20 protein-coding genes are annotated in these 18,795 nt (G+C 49.8%); 1 reads left to right on the top strand and 19 read right to left on the bottom strand.

The window, feature by feature from the left end; translation table 11 throughout:
- Window positions 1-46: 46 nt before the first annotated feature.
- From BN1247_RS15240 to BN1247_RS15155, 18 genes are all read right to left on the bottom strand, one after another.
- The gene (locus BN1247_RS15240; RefSeq protein ID WP_054951130.1) at window positions 47-1,057 is read right to left on the bottom strand and encodes an SIS domain-containing protein; all 1,011 of its coding nucleotides are present in this window, start codon (window positions 1,055-1,057) and stop codon (window positions 47-49) included.
- 100 nt (window positions 1,058-1,157) lie between these two features.
- On the bottom strand, window positions 1,158-2,231 hold the full coding sequence (locus tag BN1247_RS15235; RefSeq protein ID WP_054951129.1) for an SIS domain-containing protein: 1,074 nt from the start codon (window positions 2,229-2,231) through the stop codon (window positions 1,158-1,160).
- Between the two features lie 58 nt (window positions 2,232-2,289).
- Entirely contained in the window at window positions 2,290-3,141 is an 852-nt protein-coding gene (locus BN1247_RS15230) for a PTS system mannose/fructose/sorbose family transporter subunit IID (protein ID WP_054951128.1), read from the bottom strand.
- The gene (locus tag BN1247_RS15225; RefSeq protein WP_054951127.1) at window positions 3,122-3,904 is read right to left on the bottom strand and encodes a PTS mannose/fructose/sorbose/N-acetylgalactosamine transporter subunit IIC; all 783 of its coding nucleotides are present in this window, start codon (window positions 3,902-3,904) and stop codon (window positions 3,122-3,124) included. The genes BN1247_RS15230 and BN1247_RS15225 overlap by 20 nt, the downstream gene beginning before the upstream one ends.
- A gap of 101 nt (window positions 3,905-4,005) precedes the next feature.
- Window positions 4,006-4,476, bottom strand: coding sequence for a PTS sugar transporter subunit IIB (locus BN1247_RS15220; protein ID WP_054951126.1), 471 nt, complete (start codon window positions 4,474-4,476; stop codon window positions 4,006-4,008).
- Between the two features lie 18 nt (window positions 4,477-4,494).
- Entirely contained in the window at window positions 4,495-4,914 is a 420-nt protein-coding gene (locus BN1247_RS15215) for a PTS sugar transporter subunit IIA (RefSeq protein WP_054951125.1), read from the bottom strand.
- A 252-nt stretch (window positions 4,915-5,166) separates the two neighbouring features.
- Complete coding sequence (locus BN1247_RS15210; protein WP_054951124.1) at window positions 5,167-7,944, bottom strand: sigma-54-dependent transcriptional regulator; 2,778 nt, start codon at window positions 7,942-7,944, stop codon at window positions 5,167-5,169.
- Window positions 7,945-8,233: 289 nt separating this feature from the next.
- The gene (dnaB, locus tag BN1247_RS15205; protein ID WP_054951123.1) at window positions 8,234-9,583 is read right to left on the bottom strand and encodes a replicative DNA helicase; all 1,350 of its coding nucleotides are present in this window, start codon (window positions 9,581-9,583) and stop codon (window positions 8,234-8,236) included.
- A gap of 37 nt (window positions 9,584-9,620) precedes the next feature.
- Window positions 9,621-10,064: a 50S ribosomal protein L9 gene (gene rplI, locus BN1247_RS15200; RefSeq protein ID WP_054951122.1), complete on the bottom strand. Its 444-nt coding sequence runs from the start codon at window positions 10,062-10,064 to the stop codon at window positions 9,621-9,623.
- Window positions 10,061-12,025 (bottom strand): DHH family phosphoesterase, encoded by a 1,965-nt coding sequence (locus BN1247_RS15195; protein ID WP_054951121.1) that lies wholly within the window; start codon window positions 12,023-12,025, stop codon window positions 10,061-10,063. The genes rplI and BN1247_RS15195 overlap by 4 nt, the downstream gene beginning before the upstream one ends.
- Window positions 12,026-12,071: 46 nt before the next feature.
- On the bottom strand, window positions 12,072-13,013 hold the full coding sequence (locus BN1247_RS15190) for a DUF2232 domain-containing protein (protein ID WP_187119805.1): 942 nt from the start codon (window positions 13,011-13,013) through the stop codon (window positions 12,072-12,074).
- Between the two features lie 5 nt (window positions 13,014-13,018).
- Window positions 13,019-13,318, bottom strand: a complete 300-nt coding sequence (locus BN1247_RS15185) for a MazG-like family protein (protein WP_054951119.1) — start codon at window positions 13,316-13,318, stop codon at window positions 13,019-13,021.
- A gap of 111 nt (window positions 13,319-13,429) precedes the next feature.
- A complete protein-coding gene (rpsR, locus tag BN1247_RS15180) occupies window positions 13,430-13,657 on the bottom strand; it encodes a 30S ribosomal protein S18 (protein WP_054951118.1) in 228 nt (75 codons plus the stop codon).
- Window positions 13,658-13,829: 172 nt separating this feature from the next.
- On the bottom strand, window positions 13,830-14,261 hold the full coding sequence (ssb, locus tag BN1247_RS15175; RefSeq protein WP_054951117.1) for a single-stranded DNA-binding protein: 432 nt from the start codon (window positions 14,259-14,261) through the stop codon (window positions 13,830-13,832).
- A 17-nt stretch (window positions 14,262-14,278) separates the two neighbouring features.
- Entirely contained in the window at window positions 14,279-14,581 is a 303-nt protein-coding gene (rpsF, locus tag BN1247_RS15170; RefSeq protein WP_054951116.1) for a 30S ribosomal protein S6, read from the bottom strand.
- A 221-nt stretch (window positions 14,582-14,802) separates the two neighbouring features.
- Window positions 14,803-15,921, bottom strand: a complete 1,119-nt coding sequence (ychF, locus tag BN1247_RS15165; RefSeq protein WP_054951690.1) for a redox-regulated ATPase YchF — start codon at window positions 15,919-15,921, stop codon at window positions 14,803-14,805.
- Between the two features lie 122 nt (window positions 15,922-16,043).
- The gene (locus BN1247_RS15160; protein WP_054951115.1) at window positions 16,044-16,256 is read right to left on the bottom strand and encodes a DUF951 domain-containing protein; all 213 of its coding nucleotides are present in this window, start codon (window positions 16,254-16,256) and stop codon (window positions 16,044-16,046) included.
- Window positions 16,257-16,322: 66 nt separating this feature from the next.
- Entirely contained in the window at window positions 16,323-17,360 is a 1,038-nt protein-coding gene (locus tag BN1247_RS15155) for a YkvI family membrane protein (protein ID WP_054951114.1), read from the bottom strand.
- 101 nt (window positions 17,361-17,461) lie between these two features.
- Here BN1247_RS15155 and yyaC point away from each other — a divergent pair, with 101 nt between their 5' ends.
- Window positions 17,462-18,055 (top strand): spore protease YyaC, encoded by a 594-nt coding sequence (yyaC, locus tag BN1247_RS15150; RefSeq protein WP_054951113.1) that lies wholly within the window; start codon window positions 17,462-17,464, stop codon window positions 18,053-18,055.
- A 133-nt stretch (window positions 18,056-18,188) separates the two neighbouring features.
- Here yyaC and BN1247_RS15145 read toward each other — a convergent pair whose 3' ends face one another.
- Window positions 18,189-18,704, bottom strand: a complete 516-nt coding sequence (locus tag BN1247_RS15145) for a DUF4446 family protein (protein ID WP_054951112.1) — start codon at window positions 18,702-18,704, stop codon at window positions 18,189-18,191.
- Window positions 18,705-18,795 lie beyond the last annotated feature (91 nt).

The raw sequence follows: 18,795 nt of genomic DNA, 5'->3' as shown, positions 1-18,795 counted from the left end.
ATTGTATGTCTAAACTCGCTCGTTCAATCCGCGCGTTCGACCGCAATCAATAATCGAATTGCCGGTAGTAGCGGCGAATGTCTAAATCGTGGCCGGTATACTTTTCGTAATAACGCGCTAAGCGGTCGACGAGGAGCGGCGAAGAAATAGTCGGCGCTAATATCCAGCGGAATTCGTCGTCGATCCCTTCCAGTGCATAATCTTTCGTGTCGATGACGACTAGCTTATTCGTGTGCTGACTGCAAAATTTTTCTACCCGCTCATCGACTGTGCGCCGTTTCCCCTCACCTTTCACAAGAAAGACAGGCACGCCTTCTTCTACTAATTCTAACGTACCGTGGAAAAACTCCGACGAAGACACAGCTTTCGTCCGCACCCACTGCATTTCTTCTAAAATACACATGGAGAAGAGGTAGACTTCGCCCCACATTTCCCCGCTGCCAATCCAAATGTTGTAAGGTTCGTTGTGGTACTTTTTCGCGATTTCGTCAGCCATCGGTTCAAACTTTTTCTTCGCTGCCAGTAAGTTTTGCGGTAGCTTCTCCAATTGATCGGCAAAGCGCTCGTAAGCCGGAAATTCTCCTCTATTGTGTAACATTTTAAATACGAGCATGAATAGTTGCATGTATTCAAACTCGACGCCGTTAAGTGCTTTGTTCGGAATGACCCAGTTACTTGCTTTTTCTAACGGCGTATTTGGTTTTCCTATGAGTGAGACGACGCGGTATCCGCGTTCCTGGCACCATTCGGCCGCTTTGACAGTTTCTTTCGTATCGCCGGATTTAGAAGCCATGATCACGATCGAGTCTTTTGTTAGTTGTTTGTGTCCCGTTAACACAACTTCCCCTGCTTGTTCAGCAAACACTGGAATGTCGGTCAGCTGTTTTAGCATTTCTTGGATCGGCCACATAATCGCGATCGAGCCACCGACGGAAATGAAAAAGATATTCTTAAATCCTTCCTTAGAAACTTCATCGGCTACCTGCTCGATTTCCTCCCGCGTTTCATACGTCAGGCGCCCGTTTTCCAAATACACATTTTCATCGAATTTCAGCATTGCGATCCACCCCATTAGTAATAATGTAACGCGATAAGTTGCGTAATTTTTTACGCCACTCGTCCTTTATAGTGAATGCGGCGACTACTTGTCGCTCTTGTTATACTTTGCTCTTTAGTACTTCATCAAAATCGTCAAATATACGCACGCTTAGGTCAATTCCTCTACCAGTCGCCACGCGGTAAGATAAGAGTTGAAACGGAATCGCCATGACAAGTGGACTCATGAGCTCAGCGACGTCAACCGCTAAGGCGAGCGTTTTGTCATCTGTTGGCTCAGCCAGACTGGTAACAGTAAAACAATGTACCGTATAGTCTTGCAAATAGCGCCGCAGCTTTTCGGCGCGGCTGTGAAGCGGGCTGTTCGTGTTAATGAAAAACAAGCCGTAATCAGCATCAACTTCTAGATACGGTCCGTGCATGTACGCCTCTAATTCAAACCCTTGTGTCGGTACGCGAACCGTTTCCGTAAACTTCGTCTCGCATTCTTTCGCTGTCCCTACCGTAGGACCGTAGCCGATTGCCGCAAACCGCGACAAGGCGGTCAGTTCTGCCGCGTGCATGCGATAAAACTCCTCTGTTTTATCGATAATGTGCGGTATTTGCTCCGTCACATGCGCTAACTGGGCGGTTTCCGCGGCGGCAGCTTCCCACGATAAAGCACCGGTAGCCTTGCCACTGACAATGCCGCTTAACATCGCGGTTAAGACGGTCGCTGTAAATCCCTTCGTCACGAAACCGACTTTTTCCGGGCCGCAGCCGATATCGATGACAACATCGGCGTAGTCGGCCAGTGGACGATCCGCTTCTGCAGTTAGTGCAACGGTAGGTAGCGCACTGTGTGCCTGTACCTTTTTCAGTGCTTCAATCGTGGAATAGCTTTGTCCACTTTGGGAAACGGCGACGACTAGATCTGTCTCCGCGTGGACGTCTTCGTAATGGACGAAGTTAAACGGCTCTCGAATGTCGAGCGAAACACCCGCCACTTTTTCCACGTAGTACTTCGCACTCCACATCGCGTTCGCGCTTGAGCCTGTGGCTAACACGAGCCAGTTTTGCGGCCGCTTAGCAGCCACTAGTTGCGCAAATTGACGTAAATTGTCGCTAGCGTTAGCTATAATATGGCGGCACATGTACACTTCTTCATTTATATACGTCAACATTGTTTCTTTCATCGTACCACTCCCCTTCTGTCGCGCCCCCCCTTGCTGGAAAAGGGTGGGAAAAGAAGGATTACTTGACGCCCAAAACGCCGAGCCAAGCACCTAAAATGCCGACAACGGCAATTCCAAGCAAAATCGTCGTCGCTTTAACTTCTTTCCCTAGCAACCAATAAATAAGCCAAAAGGCTCCTAACGGCAACAGTCCCGGCATAATATCGTTTATGATGTCTTGCACAGCTGTCGCCCCTTTGCCACTGCCAATCGTCAACGGCACGTGCATCTCAATCATCGAGGCACTCATGCCGCCGATCACGATCAAGCCCAATATAGCGGCGCCATACGTCAAGTGACTCATCGTGCCATTCTTTTGCAGACGTTGTAAAAATCCCGTCCCCATCTTATAGCCCAATCCGGTGAGCACATACCGAAGGAGGATATGGGGGATGTTGAAGACGAGTAAGAACAAAATGGGACCAAGTATGTTACCTTGCAGCGCAAGCGAAGTCCCGATCCCAGTGGCGATGAGGCGCAGTGTACCCCAGAAGAAGGAATCGCCCAAACCGGCCAACGGTCCCATTAAAGAAGCCTTAACGTTGTTAATCGTGTCGGGATCGAAATTTTTGTCTTTCACATGTTGTTCTTCCATCGCCGTCGAAATGCCGAGCATCATCGTGACGATGTGAGGCGTCGTATTGAAAAATTCCATATGACGCTGCAATGCTTGTGCTAATTCTTCTTTTTTCTTATACAGTTTCTTTAAAACGGGGATCATCGCGTACGTATAAGCTAAATTCATTTGCCGTTCGTAGTTCCACGAAAACTCCATCTGAAAGGAGCGCCAAAACACGCGTTTGAGATCTTTCTTATTGACACACTCGGCTACAGCCGCTTCCTGTTCGCTATTAGAAGTCATCGTCGTCATCGTCAGCTACTCCTCCTTCGCTCGTCGCCAATTGCGGTTTGGCGTATTTCATCATATTAACCATGACTACGGCGATAATTGCCCCGATGATGGCAATCCCCGTTACCGGAACGCCTAAGTAGCCGGCAATGACAAATCCTAAGAAGAAATAAGGGACAACTTGTTTATTGATGAGCAATCTTGCAAGCATGGCAAACCCGAGTGCTGGAAGTATCCCTGTGGCGACTTCCAAACCTGTCTGCACAAACTTAGGGATCGAGTCTAGCACACCTTTGATCGCGTCACTACCGACGAAATACGATATCGCCACGACGGTGCCGAGCATGAGGGAGAGGCCGAATCCCCCGATTAAATGCATCGCTTCAATCCCGCGCGTATTCGCCTCGGCGGCGTATTCGTCCGCTTTGTGCGAAAGAATCGGCAAGAACAGACCCAAGTAAATATTTTTTAACACGAGTGCAAGGGTGGCGATCGGTAAACCGAGGAGCAAGGCCGTTTCTGCACCCGCGCCGGATGAAATGGCGAAGGCTGTCCCTAACACGCCACCCGTTACGACGTCGGGCGGAATGGCAGCACCGACGGAGAATGACCCGATGAAGGCCAATTCCAACGTCGCGCCCATAATGACGCCCGTCTTCACATCCCCCATCACAAGGCCGGTAAGTAGCCCGGTGACGAGTGGGCGGGAAATTAAACTCGTACCTAAGGCGTACTCACATTGGGCGAAAAAGGCGACGAGCCCGAGCATTAGTGCAGTACCCATTTGTTATACCTCCTGTAGTCACGTATTTGGATCATGCATTTCTTGGTCATCCTATTTAGCATTGTCTTATAGTCCCGCGAGGGAACCTAGCGCTAGACCGTCTATAGCACGTCTTGCGCGAGCAGTTTTTTGTCGTTAGGAACTTGCCGAATTTCTACTTCAACGCCTTGTGCGACCATTTTTTTCACGAGCTGTTCTTCTTCCGGTAACAGATTGACCGCTTTGGAAATGTTGCGCGCCCCTTCCTTCGCTTTTATCCCCCCTAAGTTAACTTGACGGATGTCAGGGTAGGCACTGGCGAGTTTTTCAGCGTCTGCTACGGATTCGACGACAATAAACAGTTTATATTTGTCGGTAACGCCGCTTTGCAGCGCTTTAATCGAGTCGACGATATTTTTGATCACAAGCTTGACACCTTGCGGTTTGGCCAGTTTAATCGTCGTCTTGCGCAGCTCGTTAACTGGCACGTCGTCATTGGCGATTAAGATACAATCTGCTCCTAAATTTTGTGTCCAAGAAAAAGCAACTTGTCCATGTAATAAGCGGTGATCGACCCGCAACAACTTAATCACAGTGACCGTCCCCTTCACTTAAAAGTCGTCGTCTGTCCTTTCGAAGTGCAACTCCTGGTTACAATATTTGATCGATTGCTTTGAACTGTTGAGAGCCGTCTCAATCAGCTTGACCGTATCCGGCTCTTGCGCACTCATCGTCACGAGTTCAATCGCCAGCGGCAAGTTTAATCCGGCGACTAAATGAATCCTCTCGTCGTCTAAGCGGTTCATGAACGCGTTGTTCACGCTGCCACTGAATAGGTCAGTGACGACGACAAGTTCGTCCGCTGTTGCAAGTCTACTGAGCACTTGCGCGATTTGCGCGTCGAGATCATCGTTTTCGTCCGTATAGGCGTTAATGGTTAAAATGTTGTCGTGCTTCCCGGTAATGAGCTCTACGGAATCGAGTATGCCTGTGGCAAACCTACCGTGAGTCGCAAATAAAAAATATCTCATCGTCGTTTATGTCACTTCCTCATCAACTGTTTCCGTCCAATATGCGCTTTAATTTCTGCCGTTTATGCTTCCTAGGCATACACTCCTTCCTGCACGCAAATTGTCTTCGCCATTCATTCGAAGGTGAAATATGTGCCATCATTTCACTTTATTTACTTACTACAGAAACGATGGCTAAGCCATCTACCCAAGTAAATAAGCAAGACGCGTGCCAACATTGTGTCACGCGCCTAGTTCACATATCGCTTAACGTTAAAAATCGTTGTCGCCACTTGACTCTTGCGCCAAATAATCGTAAATGTAGCCGATTTCCGCGTCGTTTATTTTGACATTATACATCGTTTCTATGACACTAAATGCTTCTTTGATCTTCTCTATCATTTCTTTTTGACACTGTTCCAATTGCGCTAGGTTGGCGTAGTTTTCGATCGGCGCTTGCCGGATTAGGCGCTCGACTAAACAACTGACGTGAACGGAAAGAGCTATTTTTTTGTCGTTCGTCAGCCGTTTATTCAGTAATAATTCTAAGCGCTGCAGAAACGCCTCCACGTGTGCAAGTATTTTTTCTGTATCTAAGATCGTCACCGATTCTATGACTCGTTCGAGTGAACAGTGGCGAATAATATTATTATTTATTTCTTGAATACGCTTCTCGCTAAAATAAGGTTGCAGCGTCTTGCGCAACGCCTCTTCCCCTTCGCCAGAGATCAAATCTTCAAGCGAAATATAATTCACTTGCTCCAGCCCCGGATCAGCTGTACCGACGATGGCGAGAACGTGATACATTTGGAAAATTGCTTCCGACGCCCCGTGCATTTTCAAGCGGTCATAATCGTGGGCAATGATGTCAATGCCGAGATCTTCGGGAATACTCGCTTCCAGCAACTTCTGAATTTGTACCGCCGTACCCATTCCCGTCAAACACGAGGTGACGATGACCTTTTGTTTTTCTTTTACCGGGTAAATGATGCTGTACTCCGTCTTATTGTACGTGTTAAGTTTTTCTATCATTTCTTCTAAATACATCTCTTTGTCCAACATGGCACCGAGGAAAAAGGCCATCTGTGTCGAAACGTTGTTGATGATCGCTACCGGACCGTTCACTTGGTCCTTAAGTTGTGAATGAATACCTTCTAACGAGCCCATATCGACTAAAATAACTAATCCTTTCGACACGTCGTGCCCGTCTATGAAAAGCGATAATTGTTTAACGATTTCTTCGACAGAAACGTCGATCGGCATGTCAAACGCTTCAAAAACGTTGCGCCGCAGCAAGCGGTTGGCCACGTTCGCAATGCTGCTCGCAGTGGCGTAGCCGTGCGCGATAATAACTGCCTTCATTTGCTGGCTGGCGCGTTCGATGTGCATGCTTTTCAAATATAAGGTCAAAAAGATTTTGTCCATGCGGTACAACTTTACGTCGAGTTTGTTCTCTAACAGGTGGACGAGCTGCTTCGCCAACCGCTGTTCCACTTTACAATGCGCATCGACAAACTTAGCGATTTTAGCAATCGTCGCTTGTTGTTTCGCGTTCCATTGAAAGGCCACGTCGCCCTTATGGTACAGAAAGTGAGCCACGGCATACACACTGTTGCCATTAAACATGACGTTGTGCGCACTTTCCAAGTAGCGAATCGCTTCCTGCACGCTCACCGTCGTCAATTCCATCATGACACCCGTACTTTCTGAAGACGATTGAAAAATGAGCTTATCAAAGAGGACGAGTATTTCTTGAAACACATTTTGTTCGAACGTCGCGTAATCGTACTTTTTCGCAATCGCTTTCTCGCAAAATGCTAAGATGCGCTCATACGTCTCTTTGATCAGCTTGAGGCGCGACGCGCTCGATTCGTATAGTTGATCTAACGTCGCATGCGGTGAAATGACGATATCGTCGTTTGGCTTGTATTTGTTTTCCGTGTAACGCATCGTATCTTCTAACACGTTCTCCGGTAAATCGCGCAATGTCAGCGACACTTCGGGGCGATCCTTCTGCTTCACATATGCAGAAGCGGCGATATACGTAATCGTATTTTTTAAATCCCCTAAGTTCCCTTCGTACGTATGTTTAACTAACGCGTCGACGGTACGGCTGGAGAGGCGCAAGGGCAACTGCAATTTGCGCGCCTCGTCGATTAGAAACATGTATATGAACTGCTTCTTCTCTTGCTCCCCGCGTTCATCTAGCGCTGGTACCCACACGCGAATCGGGATACGACGCAAAAAAGTCGGCAAAAAGCTTTGCTCCAAATTTTCTGTGGTGGCAAAAATAAAGCGCACCCGCGCTTTATGCCCACCATCACTTTCCCCCATGCGGCGAAAGACCCCGCGATCGAGAAAGCTGAACAATTTTTCCTGTCCTTCTGGATTCAGTCGGTGGACCTCGTCCAAGAAGAGAATACCTCCGTCGGCGAAGTCGAGCATCCCCTGTTTCGTCGTCTCGGCACCAGTAAAGGCCCCTTTGACGTAGCCAAACAATTGACTCGATAACAACTCGGGGTTGTTGGCGTATTGGGCACAGTTAAAACTGATCATCGGGGCATCGGCAGGCAACACGCCCTGTGCGACGCTATAACGGTAAATGAGATGGGCGAGATAGCTTTTACCGACACCCGTCGGGCCATTCAACATAAGCGGCAATCCGCCGTCTGGATAAAACACGGACGTCTTAATTTGTTCAATCGCTTTGCGCAAACTCCTCTGAGCACCGATTAGCTGGTCAAATAAGTCCGACGCGGCGGTCGCCTGGGGTGCACTCTTCTGCAATTGGTCAAAGCTTTCAAACACACAGCTGGTGGGTGAAAAAAACCTCTCCTCGAAAACAGAGCGACTTAAAAAATAGACGGGTCTCGTATTAATTTTTATTACACGTTCTTCATTGACCATTTGGTTGAGATAGTGACTAACCGTATTCCTTTTCACGCGAAACTGCTTGGCCATCGCTGCCGCGGTAATTGTCTCTCGCTGTTGTTCCCATACAAATCGACGTGTCTCTTCATCGAGGTACGAAAGAAGATCCTCTTTTAACATCTTTGTATGCCACCTCTTTGCAATTACCTACAATTCGTGTAAACGATGTCGTTGAACGACATAAGAAACTATCATCTGTTACTTTATTGAATTTTTACTAAAAAATATTAAGTTATTCCTCCTAACCCCAATATAACGCACGCCTCGTTCGTTGACAAACGCATGCCACAGGGAACGATTGGGAAAAGTGCCGAAGCAGAGTCTAACGGGAGAAATCGTGGGGGGGAAGGTGCGTTCGGTAGACGCGACAATAAATACACCCCCTTCCTATAAACGCGAGGAAGGGGGTTCACGCTTCGACCATATGGGTCTTGTCTAGGCTGACAAATTTGTTGTAGTTCTTTAAAAAGACGAGTTCTACCTTGCCGACCGGACCGTTCCGTTGCTTGCCGACAATAATTTCGATAATGTTTTGCTTGTCCGTCTCCGGGTCGTAATAATCTTCGCGGTATAAAAAGGCGACAATGTCGGCGTCTTGTTCGATCGAACCGGACTCCCGCAAGTCAGATAGCATCGGCCGCTTATCTTGCCGCTGCTCGACGCTGCGGCTGAGCTGTGACAGGGCGATGATCGGACAGTCGAGCTCCCGCGCCAACGTTTTGAGCGAACGCGAGATTTCGGAAATTTCCTGCTGGCGGCTGTCGCGATTGTGGCGGCTGTTAATGAGCTGCAAGTAATCGATGAGGACGAGTCCGATTTCGCCGCGCTCTGCTTTCAGCCGGCGACATTTGCCGCGAATGTCGTACATCGTCGTCCCCGCGGAATCGTCGATGTAAATTGGCGCGTTGGCGAGAGTACCGATCGCCATCGTCAGTTTGCCCCAATCGTCATCTTCGAGCGCCCCGGTACGGAACTTGTGTGAGTCGATGTTACTTTCCGCACAGAGCATCCGCTGCACGAGCTGTGAAGCAGCCATTTCTAGACTGAAGATCGCTACCGTCTCCCCGGAACGCGCCGCCACGTTTTGCGCGACGTTGAGGGCGAACGCCGTTTTACCGACACTAGGACGCGCGGCGACGATAATGAGGTCGGATTTTTGGAACCCCGACGTCATGCGGTCGAGGTCAGGATATCCGGAAGGAATCCCGCTTAGCTGTCCCTGGTTTGCGTGCATGGCCTCTAGCCGTTCAAACGTCTCTAACAGCACGTCTTTAATCGGGATGAAGGAGTCGCTCGTCCGCTTTTCCGACAGCGACAAAATGCGCTTCTCCGCCTCAGCAATAATTTCCGACACGTCTTCACTCGCCGCGTACCCCGTGCTAGCAATGTGCGTCGCCACGTGAATCAGTTTGCGCAAAACGGCCTTTTCTTCAATGATGTGCGCGTAATGTTCGACGTTGGCCGCCGTCGGCACAGCGTTTGCCAGCTCCGTTAAATACGTGACGCCGCCGACCTCTTCTAACAAGTTTTCGTCGGAAAGCTTCGCCGTCACTGTCACTAAGTCGACAGGCTCGCTGTTTTCGGACAAAGTAACCATTACTTGGAACAACCGCTGGTGCGCTTGGCGATAGAAATCTTCAGGAACGAGAATTTCGGTAGCGGTAATTAAGGCCTCTTTTTCTAAAAAAATGGCACCTAATACAGCTTGTTCGGCCTCGATGTTTTGTGGCGGCACCCGCTCCATAAACAGCTCACTCATCGCCTACTCACCGTTTCCTCACACGTAAACAACTGGCTCACTGTTCCACGACGTGTACGTTGAGCGTCGCCTGAATGCCGGGGTACAGTTTTACCGCCACTTGTGTCACCCCGAGGGTGCGAATCGGTTCGGATAAGACAATCTTTTTGCGGTCGACGGTCATTTTTTGCTTTTTGAGCGCCTCCGCAATTTGCTTCGAGGTGACCGCCCCAAATAAGCGACCGTTCTCTCCCGCCTTCGCCGCTATTTTGCAATCGAACTGCTCTAATTTAACTTTTAGAGCACGTGCCGCCTGCTCGTCTTGTTGCTCTTTTTGCTGCTCTTTCCGCTTTAAATCTTTGAGCGCGTTCAAATTGCTGGCCGTCGCCTCCACCGCCAAGCCCCGCGGCAGTAAAAAGTTACGCGCATACCCGTCAGAGACGTTTTTAACTTCCCCTGCTTTTCCTTGGCCTTTCACATCTTTTTGTAAAATGACTTTCATTCGCCGTTCTCCTCCTCGAGCTCAAATTTTTTTAACGTTTGTAGTAATGTCTTTTTCGCTTTAGAAGGCGTCGTCTCGTGAAGTTGTGTCGCAGCATTCGTCAAATGCCCCCCGCCGCCCAGCTCTTCCATAATGACCTGCACATTAATGTCGCCAAGTGAACGCGCACTAATCGCGACGACCCCGTCCGGCCGTCTCGCGATGACGAACGAAGCGGCGATGCCGTTCATATTGAGTAGTGTGTCCGCGGACTGCGCGATGAGCAACTGATCGTAAGTGGCGTCATCGCCCCCGACTGCAACCGCGACGCGGTCGTACACGACTTCTGTGTGGCGTACGATTTCCGCCCGCTGCACGAACATGTCGAGATCTTCTTTCAACAGTGTTTGTACGAGGGCTAAATCAGCACCGTGCCGCCGCAAAAAAGAGGCCGCTTCAAACGTGCGCGAGCCGGTGCGGAAGGCGAAGCTCTTCGTATCGACGACGATGCCGGCAAACAAGGCCGTCGCCTCCAATTTGTCCATCGACACGCGCTCCGTCTGATACTGTAGTAACTCGGTGACGAGCTCACACGTCGAAGACGCGTACGGTTCCATGTAGACGAGCACCGGGTCTTCGACAAACTCCTCACCGCGTCGGTGGTGGTCGATGACAACGACACGCGCCGACTTTTGCAACAGTCGCGGTTCAATCGTCATCGTCGGACGATGGGTATCGACGACGACGACGAGCGTGCGCCGATTGCACTGCGCGAGTGCGTCCTCTCCGTTCACGATGTAGTCGCCTAAATAATCGTGCGCGTAAATGGCGGACATTAAGTGCGTAATCGACGGGTTGTCTTCGTCTACGACGATGTACGCCTCTTTATTTTGCAAACTCGCCGCTTTCCATACCCCGACGGCCGCCCCTATTGCATCCATGTCCGGATTCTCGTGCCCGACGATGAGCACGCGCTCGCTCTCGCGGATGAGGTTGCGCAAGGCGTGGGCGATGACGCGGGCACGCACGCGCGTCCGCTTCTCGACAGCGTTCGACTTACCGCCGTAAAACGTCATCCGCTCCCCTTTTTTCACGGCTGCTTGGTCGCCGCCGCGGGCGAGGGCAACGTCTAGACTCCCTTGTGCAACACGGACGCGCTCAAATAGCGATCCGGTATAACTGCCGATGCCGATACTTAACGTGACGGGTATTTTATTGTCGGCCGTTTTTTCCCGCACTATATCTAATATATCAAACTTAGCTTGCTCCAGCAGCGCCAGCGTCTGTTTGTGAAAAATCATTAAATATTTATCGCCGTGTCGCCGCAGTAAAATATCGTTGGCATTCGCCCATTCCGTAATCGCACTCGTCACCGTCGTTTGCAACAAAATGCGATTTTGATCATCCATTTCTTGTGTCACGTCATCTAAGTTGTCGAGATGGATAATACCGAAAACGATTTGTTCCGCGTCATATTTTTTCTCTAAATGTCTAAACTCGGTCACATCCGATATAAACATTAACCGTTCGCCCGGCTTCGTCTCTGCTGTATACACTTTGTCGGCAAACTGAAACTCGACCGTCTCTTCTGTCGGCTGCCAGTCGCGGAGCGTCGGAAAGCAGTCTGCAATCGTTTGGCCAATTAATTGTTCTTGTTCGCCGACGATCTTCTCGACATACGGGTTGTGCCAATCGATGCGCAAATTTTCATCGTAAAGTACGATCCCGATCGGCAATTGCTCGGCTGCGTCGCTACCAGCCCGTTTCACCCGCTCGCCGAGCGTACAGACGTAGTCGGTAAAATCGCGTTGAAATGCTCTTTCCGCCGCAAACAAGTAGTACGCGAGACCGAAAAGCAACCCGAGTCCGACAAGGCCGTACACCCAGTGTGTCAGCGATAATAGAGCGATTAAGATGACGCAAAAAACGAGCGTCAACACGATATGGTAACCGTGCCACCGCTTTAACAAAAATCTCGGCATGAATCTACAGCCCCTTAACGTTAGCACTCCATCGGCATCTGTCAAGTTACGGACGCCGAAATTTCTTGCGCAAGTCGAAGGCTACTGCAATCATCCCGAACAGCGACAACGGGATGAACAGCATCGGAAGCAAGAAGGCAATAAACGGTATTAGTAAGACGGTGATGAGTACCTTCCAAACCGTCTGTATGCGAATGAAACGCGTGACAAAAAACGCAATAAGTGAGAACGCTTGAATGACGAACAACAGTTGGATCAGTGTGACGGCTGTTAACGACGCAGTCTGCCAATAATTGTTCGTACCTGCGAGTAATAGCGCGACTACACTCACACCGTACCACAACACTAAGCTACGTGGCAGTTGCCACTCGTGAAACGGGGGCAACTTTGCTGTCGATATGTTGCGACGGTTCAAGATCGCTCGGCTAACCCCGTGGTTAACAAAAGCGACTGTCACGGCCATCATCGTGAAGATCGCCGGCAGCAGCGACAGCAGCGTCTCCTTCACTTGCGACAGCTGCTTTTCGTCCATTTGCATGCCGAAGTTTCCCCACATTTCTTCATACAGGGGTAGGTTCGCTTCAAATTGCTGTTCCAATTCACCTTGAAGCGAAATGTTGTAAACGGCATTCAGTAAAGCGAGAATCGCGATAAAGCCGAAAAGTAACGTCGCGGTCCCGGTAAGTAGGAGTTGTCTAATGTTTTGGCGGCTCTCGTGATGGTACTGCCCCATCGCCCAACCGGCTGCCCCCATGACGAACGCAATCGCCACCCAAATGACACCGAGAAAAAAACTTAACGCGCTGTGTATGAGCACAAGCACCGCGCCCGCTCGGCGGGAATGCTTCGCCGTAAACACGATAAACGGGGTCGGCAAAAGGATAAAACTAATGAGCGCAAAGGGCGGCCCAACGATTGAAACGGTGAGCAATAACCAAAAAAAGATTGACGCTACAAAACCATCGCGCACAGTGGTTTGCTCCGACAACAATGTCACCTCTTATTCATATATTCCTCCAGTGCCGAAAGGTCACCGTACCATTCCTCCATTTGGTGCCCTTGTCGCACGTGTTCACGCAGTTTTTTTGTGACTGCATTTTCTAATTCGCGGAAAGAAAAACCGAGGCGCCGTGCCATCATAATGACAGCGACGATTAAACTGGCTAACGCGTCGAGCGCGCCGTGCAGTTTACCGTGCATCACATGGCGATATACGGCTGCGACGTGATCAAGTATTTCACATTTTAACCATTCTAGTACTTTGAGGTTTTTTGCAATTTGTTGGCGCTCCATCTTTCTCGCTCCTCCATCCCGTTTTGACATCCTCTTTACTCGCATCTTTACTCATCATAAAGTCATACAACATAAGGGCATCGAACGATGCCCTTAGAGGTGTTTTTACGTTTATTCAGTTGTATAGGGCAACAACGCAACTTGACGGGCACGTTTAATCGCGCGGGTCAGTTGCCGCTGATACTTAGACGAAGTTCCGGTCACCCGGCGCGGTAAAATCTTCCCGCGTTCACTCATGAACTTCTTCAGCAAATCGACGTCTTTATAATCGATGTAGTCGATCTTGTTAACTGTAAAATAACACACCTTGCGGCGTTTATTTCCGCGTCTGCGAGCCACTTGTATCCCTCCCTCACACAACAATTAACGTATTCGCACGCCTTCGTTCACTCGCTTAAGCCGCGACTTTTTACCTGTCGTCGCACTTTGCAGCCACGCCTGCGACGCCGTTCACCTGTCGCGGCGCCTGCGCCGCATGCGCGGACAGCTTTCGCGAGCAGTGGCGCACCTCTTAAAACGGTAAATCGTCGTCCGATATATCGATTGTATTTCCCTCTTGGGCAAAAGGGTCGTCCATGTTGTTGTTACCGGAAGGTCGTGAAACATTGTCTTGCTGGCGTCCTCCACCGGAGTCGAGAAAGCGCACATTGTCTGCGACAACTTCGGACATGGTCACGCGTCGGCCTTCGTTATTATCAAACGACCGCACTTGCAACCTACCGTCTACTCCCGCGAGCCGACCTTTTTTCAAATAGTTGGCACACAGCTCCGCCAGCTGTCGCCACGTGACGATGCGAATAAAGTCCGCTTCGCGTTCGCCTTGTTGATTCGTGAACGGCCTGTCCACAGCGAGCGTAAACGTCGTAACTGCAACACCGTTCGGCGTATACCTGAGCTCTGGATCCCTCGTTAAACGACCAATCAACACGATCCGATTAATCATGGACGCACCCTCCCATATTATTCTTTCTTATCTTTCGTCAAGTTGATGACTAAATGACGAATCATACGATCGTCGATTTTAATGACGCGTTCGAGTTCATTTACGATTTCAAGATTTTCCGCTTCGAAATTAACGACTTGGTACACGCCTTCGCGAAAATCGTTGATTTCGTAAGCGAGGCGGCGTTTACCCATCTCTTTCACTTCGCCGACCGTGCCGCCGTTGTTCGCAATCGCTTGTTGCACTTTTTCTTTCGCGGCACCTAAGGCTTCTTCCTCTAAGTTCGGAGCGTAAACCACCATCAATTCGTAATGAGTCATTCATTAGCACCTCCTTCTGGACTGACGGTCCCAACTGTCAGCTGGGACAAGGAGCGAAGCAAACGTATTTCGCCTACTCGCATTACATAATTATAGCAAAGTAAACTACCCTTTGACAAGAGAAGCGAACAAATAGTGACTTAAATGTGAGTCCCGCACACGGTGGCACATGTGCTTGCCAATAAGGTGTGCCCGAGGAATGTTCACTCAAGTACAAGTCGTTACACATTAAAGCGGAAGTGCATCACATCGCCGTCTTGCACTTCGTAGTCTTTCCCTTCCAACCGCAGCACACCTTTTTCACGGGCGCCAGCGTATGACCCTGCGGCGAGCAAATCGTCATAGGAGACGACTTCGGCGCGAATAAAGCCGCGTTCGAAGTCGGTATGAATCGTCCCGGCCGCCTGGGGCGCTTTTGCCCCCTGTCGCACCGTCCAGGCGCGCACTTCTTTCTCACCTGCCGTAAAAAACGTCATCAACCCGAGTAAGCGGTAAGCGGCGCGAATGAGCCGATCGAGGCCAGCCTCTTCTAAACCGAGTTCTTCCAAAAACAGCGCCTTGTCTTCGCCTTCCAATTCGGAAATTTCCGCTTCTACTTTCGCACTGATCGGAATGACCTCGGCACCTTCGCCCGCGGCGAACTCGCGCACGCGCTGCACGTACGGATTGTCCTCGACCGCCATTATGTCGTCCTCGCCGACGTTGGCGACGTATAGGATCGGCTTCATTGTTAGCAAGTGCAAGTTGCGCAACAGCGGGCGCTCGTCTTCTGTCACCACCACGCTGCGCGCCGGCAATTCCCGCTCAAAAGCGTCTCTAATCCGTTCGAGCAGCGCCTTTTCCAGTTTATATCGCTTCTCTCCCGTCTTAAGTTGCCGCGAGACGCGATCGATACGTCGCTCCACCGTCTCTAAGTCGGCGAGGATCAATTCTAAGTTGATCGTCGTAATATCGGCGACCGGGTCCTCCGCTCCGGAGACGTGTGTCACGTTTTTATCTTTAAAGCAGCGCACAACGTGCACGATCGCATCGACTTCGCGGATGTGGGATAAAAATTGGTTTCCTAGCCCTTCGCCTTTACTCGCCCCTTTGACGAGGCCGGCGATGTCGACAAATTGAAACGCGGTTGGCAACACCCGCTGCGGCTTAATGATATCCGCCAATTGATCGAGACGCCGGTCAGGCACTTCCACCACGCCGACGTTTGGGTCGATCGTGCAAAACGGGTAGTTGGCCGACTCCGCCCCCGCTTGTGTGATCGCATTAAATAGCGTTGATTTTCCTACATTTGGTAATCCAACGATTCCAGTTGACAGCACGCAAAAACCAATCCTTTCCATCATTAAAATTCGTCTTAACCGCCAAACGAAACTACCGGACTTTTCCCTTCAATGATCACCGAACGCACGTACAGCAGCAAAACTTCCACAAAAAAAGCGTTCCCGTCGTAGCACGAGTTCGCTCATTGTTGTTCCTGCTCTGGGGCGGCGGGGATTAACACTTTTTTTAAGCGCCGTTCAAACCGGGTGCGCGGCAATAGCACACTGTGCTGGCAGCCCGTACACTTTAAGCGAATATCCATCCCCATGCGAATGATTTTCCAAGCATTCGTTCCACACGGATGCGGTTTTTTCATTTGTACAATATCGCCTAAGCCAAACTGTTTTTTTTCCACTTCACGCTCACACTGCCTGTCTCTTTTTGCTTCATTATACGGTGAATAAACGAGAATAGCAATCGTTTAACGGATGCGAGTGAGCGGGTAAAACATAATCATCGCTAATACGATCATATTGACGACACCGTACAGCGGGTAAATGACGCCCAACAGTTTGGCAAATCCGAATTGAGCGAGCGGAATCATCCCGACCGATAACATGAGTGCAAGTAACCACGGCGGCGCGGTTGTCCAGCTTTTGATGCGGAAGACAGCTCCGTACACGTTACTGACGGCTGTCGTGTAGATCGCCAGCCACAAAATGAGTGACACAATGCCGATCCACAGCGGGGAGTATGATTCGATGAGGGCAAACAGCGGGATATCGTATAGCGGGATGAGATGCTCGATGCGAAGCAGTGCAGCGTTTAACATGACCCCGACGGCACCTAAACAGAGCGCACTGCCGCCGCCAGCAATGGCGATTTCCAGCGGATGCTGGATCTTTTTTCCGAATGTCGCTAGCACGGCCATCAGTGGGATGACATTTAAAGCGGTATACGTTACCGCAGACGGCCACACAGGTAACCATGGCAGATTTGCCGCTCCGGGGTCAGGTTGCTCCGTGTGTTGCCTCAAGAAGACGAGACACACGATACAGAGGATCACTGTCAAAATCGGCATCACCATGACGTTAAGCGAAAGGATGCCCTGGACATCGAAAAACAAAATCGTCCATACGGCTATGGCGAGCAAACTTGAACCGAGTAAGTACGACCAATTCCACTGGGTGAAGGTGGCGCCGCTGCCAGCGTACATAACGAGTGAGCTGGCGATTAAATAGAGTAAGATGAGCCCGTCAAAGTATTTCGCCGCGCGTTCGCCCATGACCACTTTTAGCAAACTGTAATAGTGATCGGTCTGCTCTTTCCAACTTACCCACAAAATGATCATACTGCTGAGTGCAAACAAAGCCATCGAGAACAGCAAGTACGCCGTACTCTGTAGGCCATAGCTCCCGAAGAACTCCCATATTTCACGACCGGACGCAAAGCCGGCCCCGATATTCGTTCCGACGATCGTAAAGCAAATCTTCCACGCCTGCTGAATATTTGGCTTCATGCCAGTCCCTCCGCAAATAATAGTTAGGTTGTCCTCTTATGTATATTGGACTGTCAATTGCCGTATACTGATACTAATTATTTTTTTGGAGGTTGGGTGTTATGGCGTCATCGGCAAACGCTGCCCAGTCTTTTCGTATCGCATACACTCATCCTCAAGCGGTTAGCTCGCTGGCAAAGCATCTGTTAGCTGCACTCCACAACTGCCAGCATAAGCGCCAAATTGTCTGTATATGCATCGGTACGGACCGCTCGACGGGCGACTCCTTAGGGCCGCTTGTCGGTTCTAAACTAGATCGACTAAAGCTCAACGGACTCACCGTGTTCGGAACGTTAGATCATCCCGTACACGCTGTCAATTTGCAAGACACGCTGCGCCTCATCGCGCTAGAATACCAAGAGACGACGGTCATCGCCATCGATGCCTGTTTAGGCCAATTGAGTAGCGTCGGTAACGTCCAACTCGGCGTCGGACCACTAAAACCGGGCGCAGGGGTCAATAAGAAGTTACCAGAAGTCGGTCACCTACACATTACCGGGATCGTTAATGTCGGCGGGTTTATGGAGTATATCGTGTTGCAAAATACGCGTTTAAGTACGGTCGTTAAAATGGCGGACACGATCGCCTCTTCTCTGTTCTTGTCAATCGCACGTTTGCGGGACAGGCGTTATACAAATGAATTTCCGCCGTTGTAAGTGCGTGATCGTCTAACCTCCCGGGAAAGTTCATTGTCTTCCTCTGCCCTTTTTGGAGATTAGTCATGAGAAATCCCCTTCATGCATGAAGGGGATTTGATGACACTTCTTTTTTTAAAGGTGCGGCGGTTTTTTATGCGTACACTTCTTGTTTCACTTCGCTCGCCATGGCGATCACCTTTTTTTCTTCTTGTGTCAGTTGATATTCGGATGCACCGTTCTCTAGCGGTTTAGCATAAATGTAAGACTGCTCACTTCCGTATATACTACTTAAGACGATACCGTTTTTTTCCTCGTCGACGATCGCAATGGAAAAACTAAGATTAGTGCCTTGTTCAGTCAATGCGTTATAACGAACAATCGAGACACGTCCCTTCTGTTGCTTAAGCCTCTCATCTAGTATCTCGAAAAGTCCCGACAATTCGGCCACTGTCGTTTCGGCCGCCTGTAATCGTTCAGCGTAACCCGTCAATAGTGTTTCTAACGTCTGATCACTTACCCCTTTAAGTAAACGTTTCTGCTGGCGACGTATTTTTTTGAACTTCACCCAAGTGATCAGAAGCCACACAGCAAAAATCAACTGGACGCATGCAAGCCCAACGATCCACTCACTACTGTAAGGAGCTAACAACTCCTGCAACGAATTCATTAACTTTTCTCCACCCTTTTACCTACATTTCCCTCTCTGTTCGGACAAAACGGGAGCCGCTGTCACGAAACGCCCCCCCTTGGGAACACCG

Source organism: Numidum massiliense (genome assembly GCF_001375555.1).
Taxonomy (GTDB): domain Bacteria; phylum Bacillota; class Bacilli; order Thermoactinomycetales; family Novibacillaceae; genus Numidum; species Numidum massiliense.
This window is presented reverse-complemented; position numbering and strand designations above follow the sequence as displayed.

Bases quoted from the DNA above. Each gene is read 5' to 3' on its own strand.
- BN1247_RS15240 (WP_054951130.1), bottom strand. From the start codon at position 1,057: ATGCTGAAATTCGATGAAAATGTGTATTTGGAAAACGGGCGCCTGACG.
- BN1247_RS15235 (WP_054951129.1), bottom strand. From the start codon at position 2,231: ATGAAAGAAACAATGTTGACGTATATAAATGAAGAAGTGTACATGTGC.
- BN1247_RS15230 (WP_054951128.1), bottom strand. From the start codon at position 3,141: ATGACGACGATGACTTCTAATAGCGAACAGGAAGCGGCTGTAGCCGAG.
- BN1247_RS15225 (WP_054951127.1), bottom strand. From the start codon at position 3,904: ATGGGTACTGCACTAATGCTCGGGCTCGTCGCCTTTTTCGCCCAATGT.
- BN1247_RS15215 (WP_054951125.1), bottom strand. From the start codon at position 4,914: ATGAGATATTTTTTATTTGCGACTCACGGTAGGTTTGCCACAGGCATA.
- BN1247_RS15210 (WP_054951124.1), bottom strand. From the start codon at position 7,944: ATGTTAAAAGAGGATCTTCTTTCGTACCTCGATGAAGAGACACGTCGA.
- dnaB (WP_054951123.1), bottom strand. From the start codon at position 9,583: ATGAGTGAGCTGTTTATGGAGCGGGTGCCGCCACAAAACATCGAGGCC.
- rplI (WP_054951122.1), bottom strand. From the start codon at position 10,064: ATGAAAGTCATTTTACAAAAAGATGTGAAAGGCCAAGGAAAAGCAGGG.
- BN1247_RS15195 (WP_054951121.1), bottom strand. From the start codon at position 12,025: ATGCCGAGATTTTTGTTAAAGCGGTGGCACGGTTACCATATCGTGTTG.
- BN1247_RS15185 (WP_054951119.1), bottom strand. From the start codon at position 13,318: ATGGAGCGCCAACAAATTGCAAAAAACCTCAAAGTACTAGAATGGTTA.
- ssb (WP_054951117.1), bottom strand. From the start codon at position 14,261: ATGATTAATCGGATCGTGTTGATTGGTCGTTTAACGAGGGATCCAGAG.
- rpsF (WP_054951116.1), bottom strand. From the start codon at position 14,581: ATGACTCATTACGAATTGATGGTGGTTTACGCTCCGAACTTAGAGGAA.
- ychF (WP_054951690.1), bottom strand. From the start codon at position 15,921: ATGGAAAGGATTGGTTTTTGCGTGCTGTCAACTGGAATCGTTGGATTA.
- BN1247_RS15155 (WP_054951114.1), bottom strand. From the start codon at position 17,360: ATGAAGCCAAATATTCAGCAGGCGTGGAAGATTTGCTTTACGATCGTC.
- yyaC (WP_054951113.1), top strand. From the start codon at position 17,462: ATGGCGTCATCGGCAAACGCTGCCCAGTCTTTTCGTATCGCATACACT.
- BN1247_RS15145 (WP_054951112.1), bottom strand. From the start codon at position 18,704: ATGAATTCGTTGCAGGAGTTGTTAGCTCCTTACAGTAGTGAGTGGATC.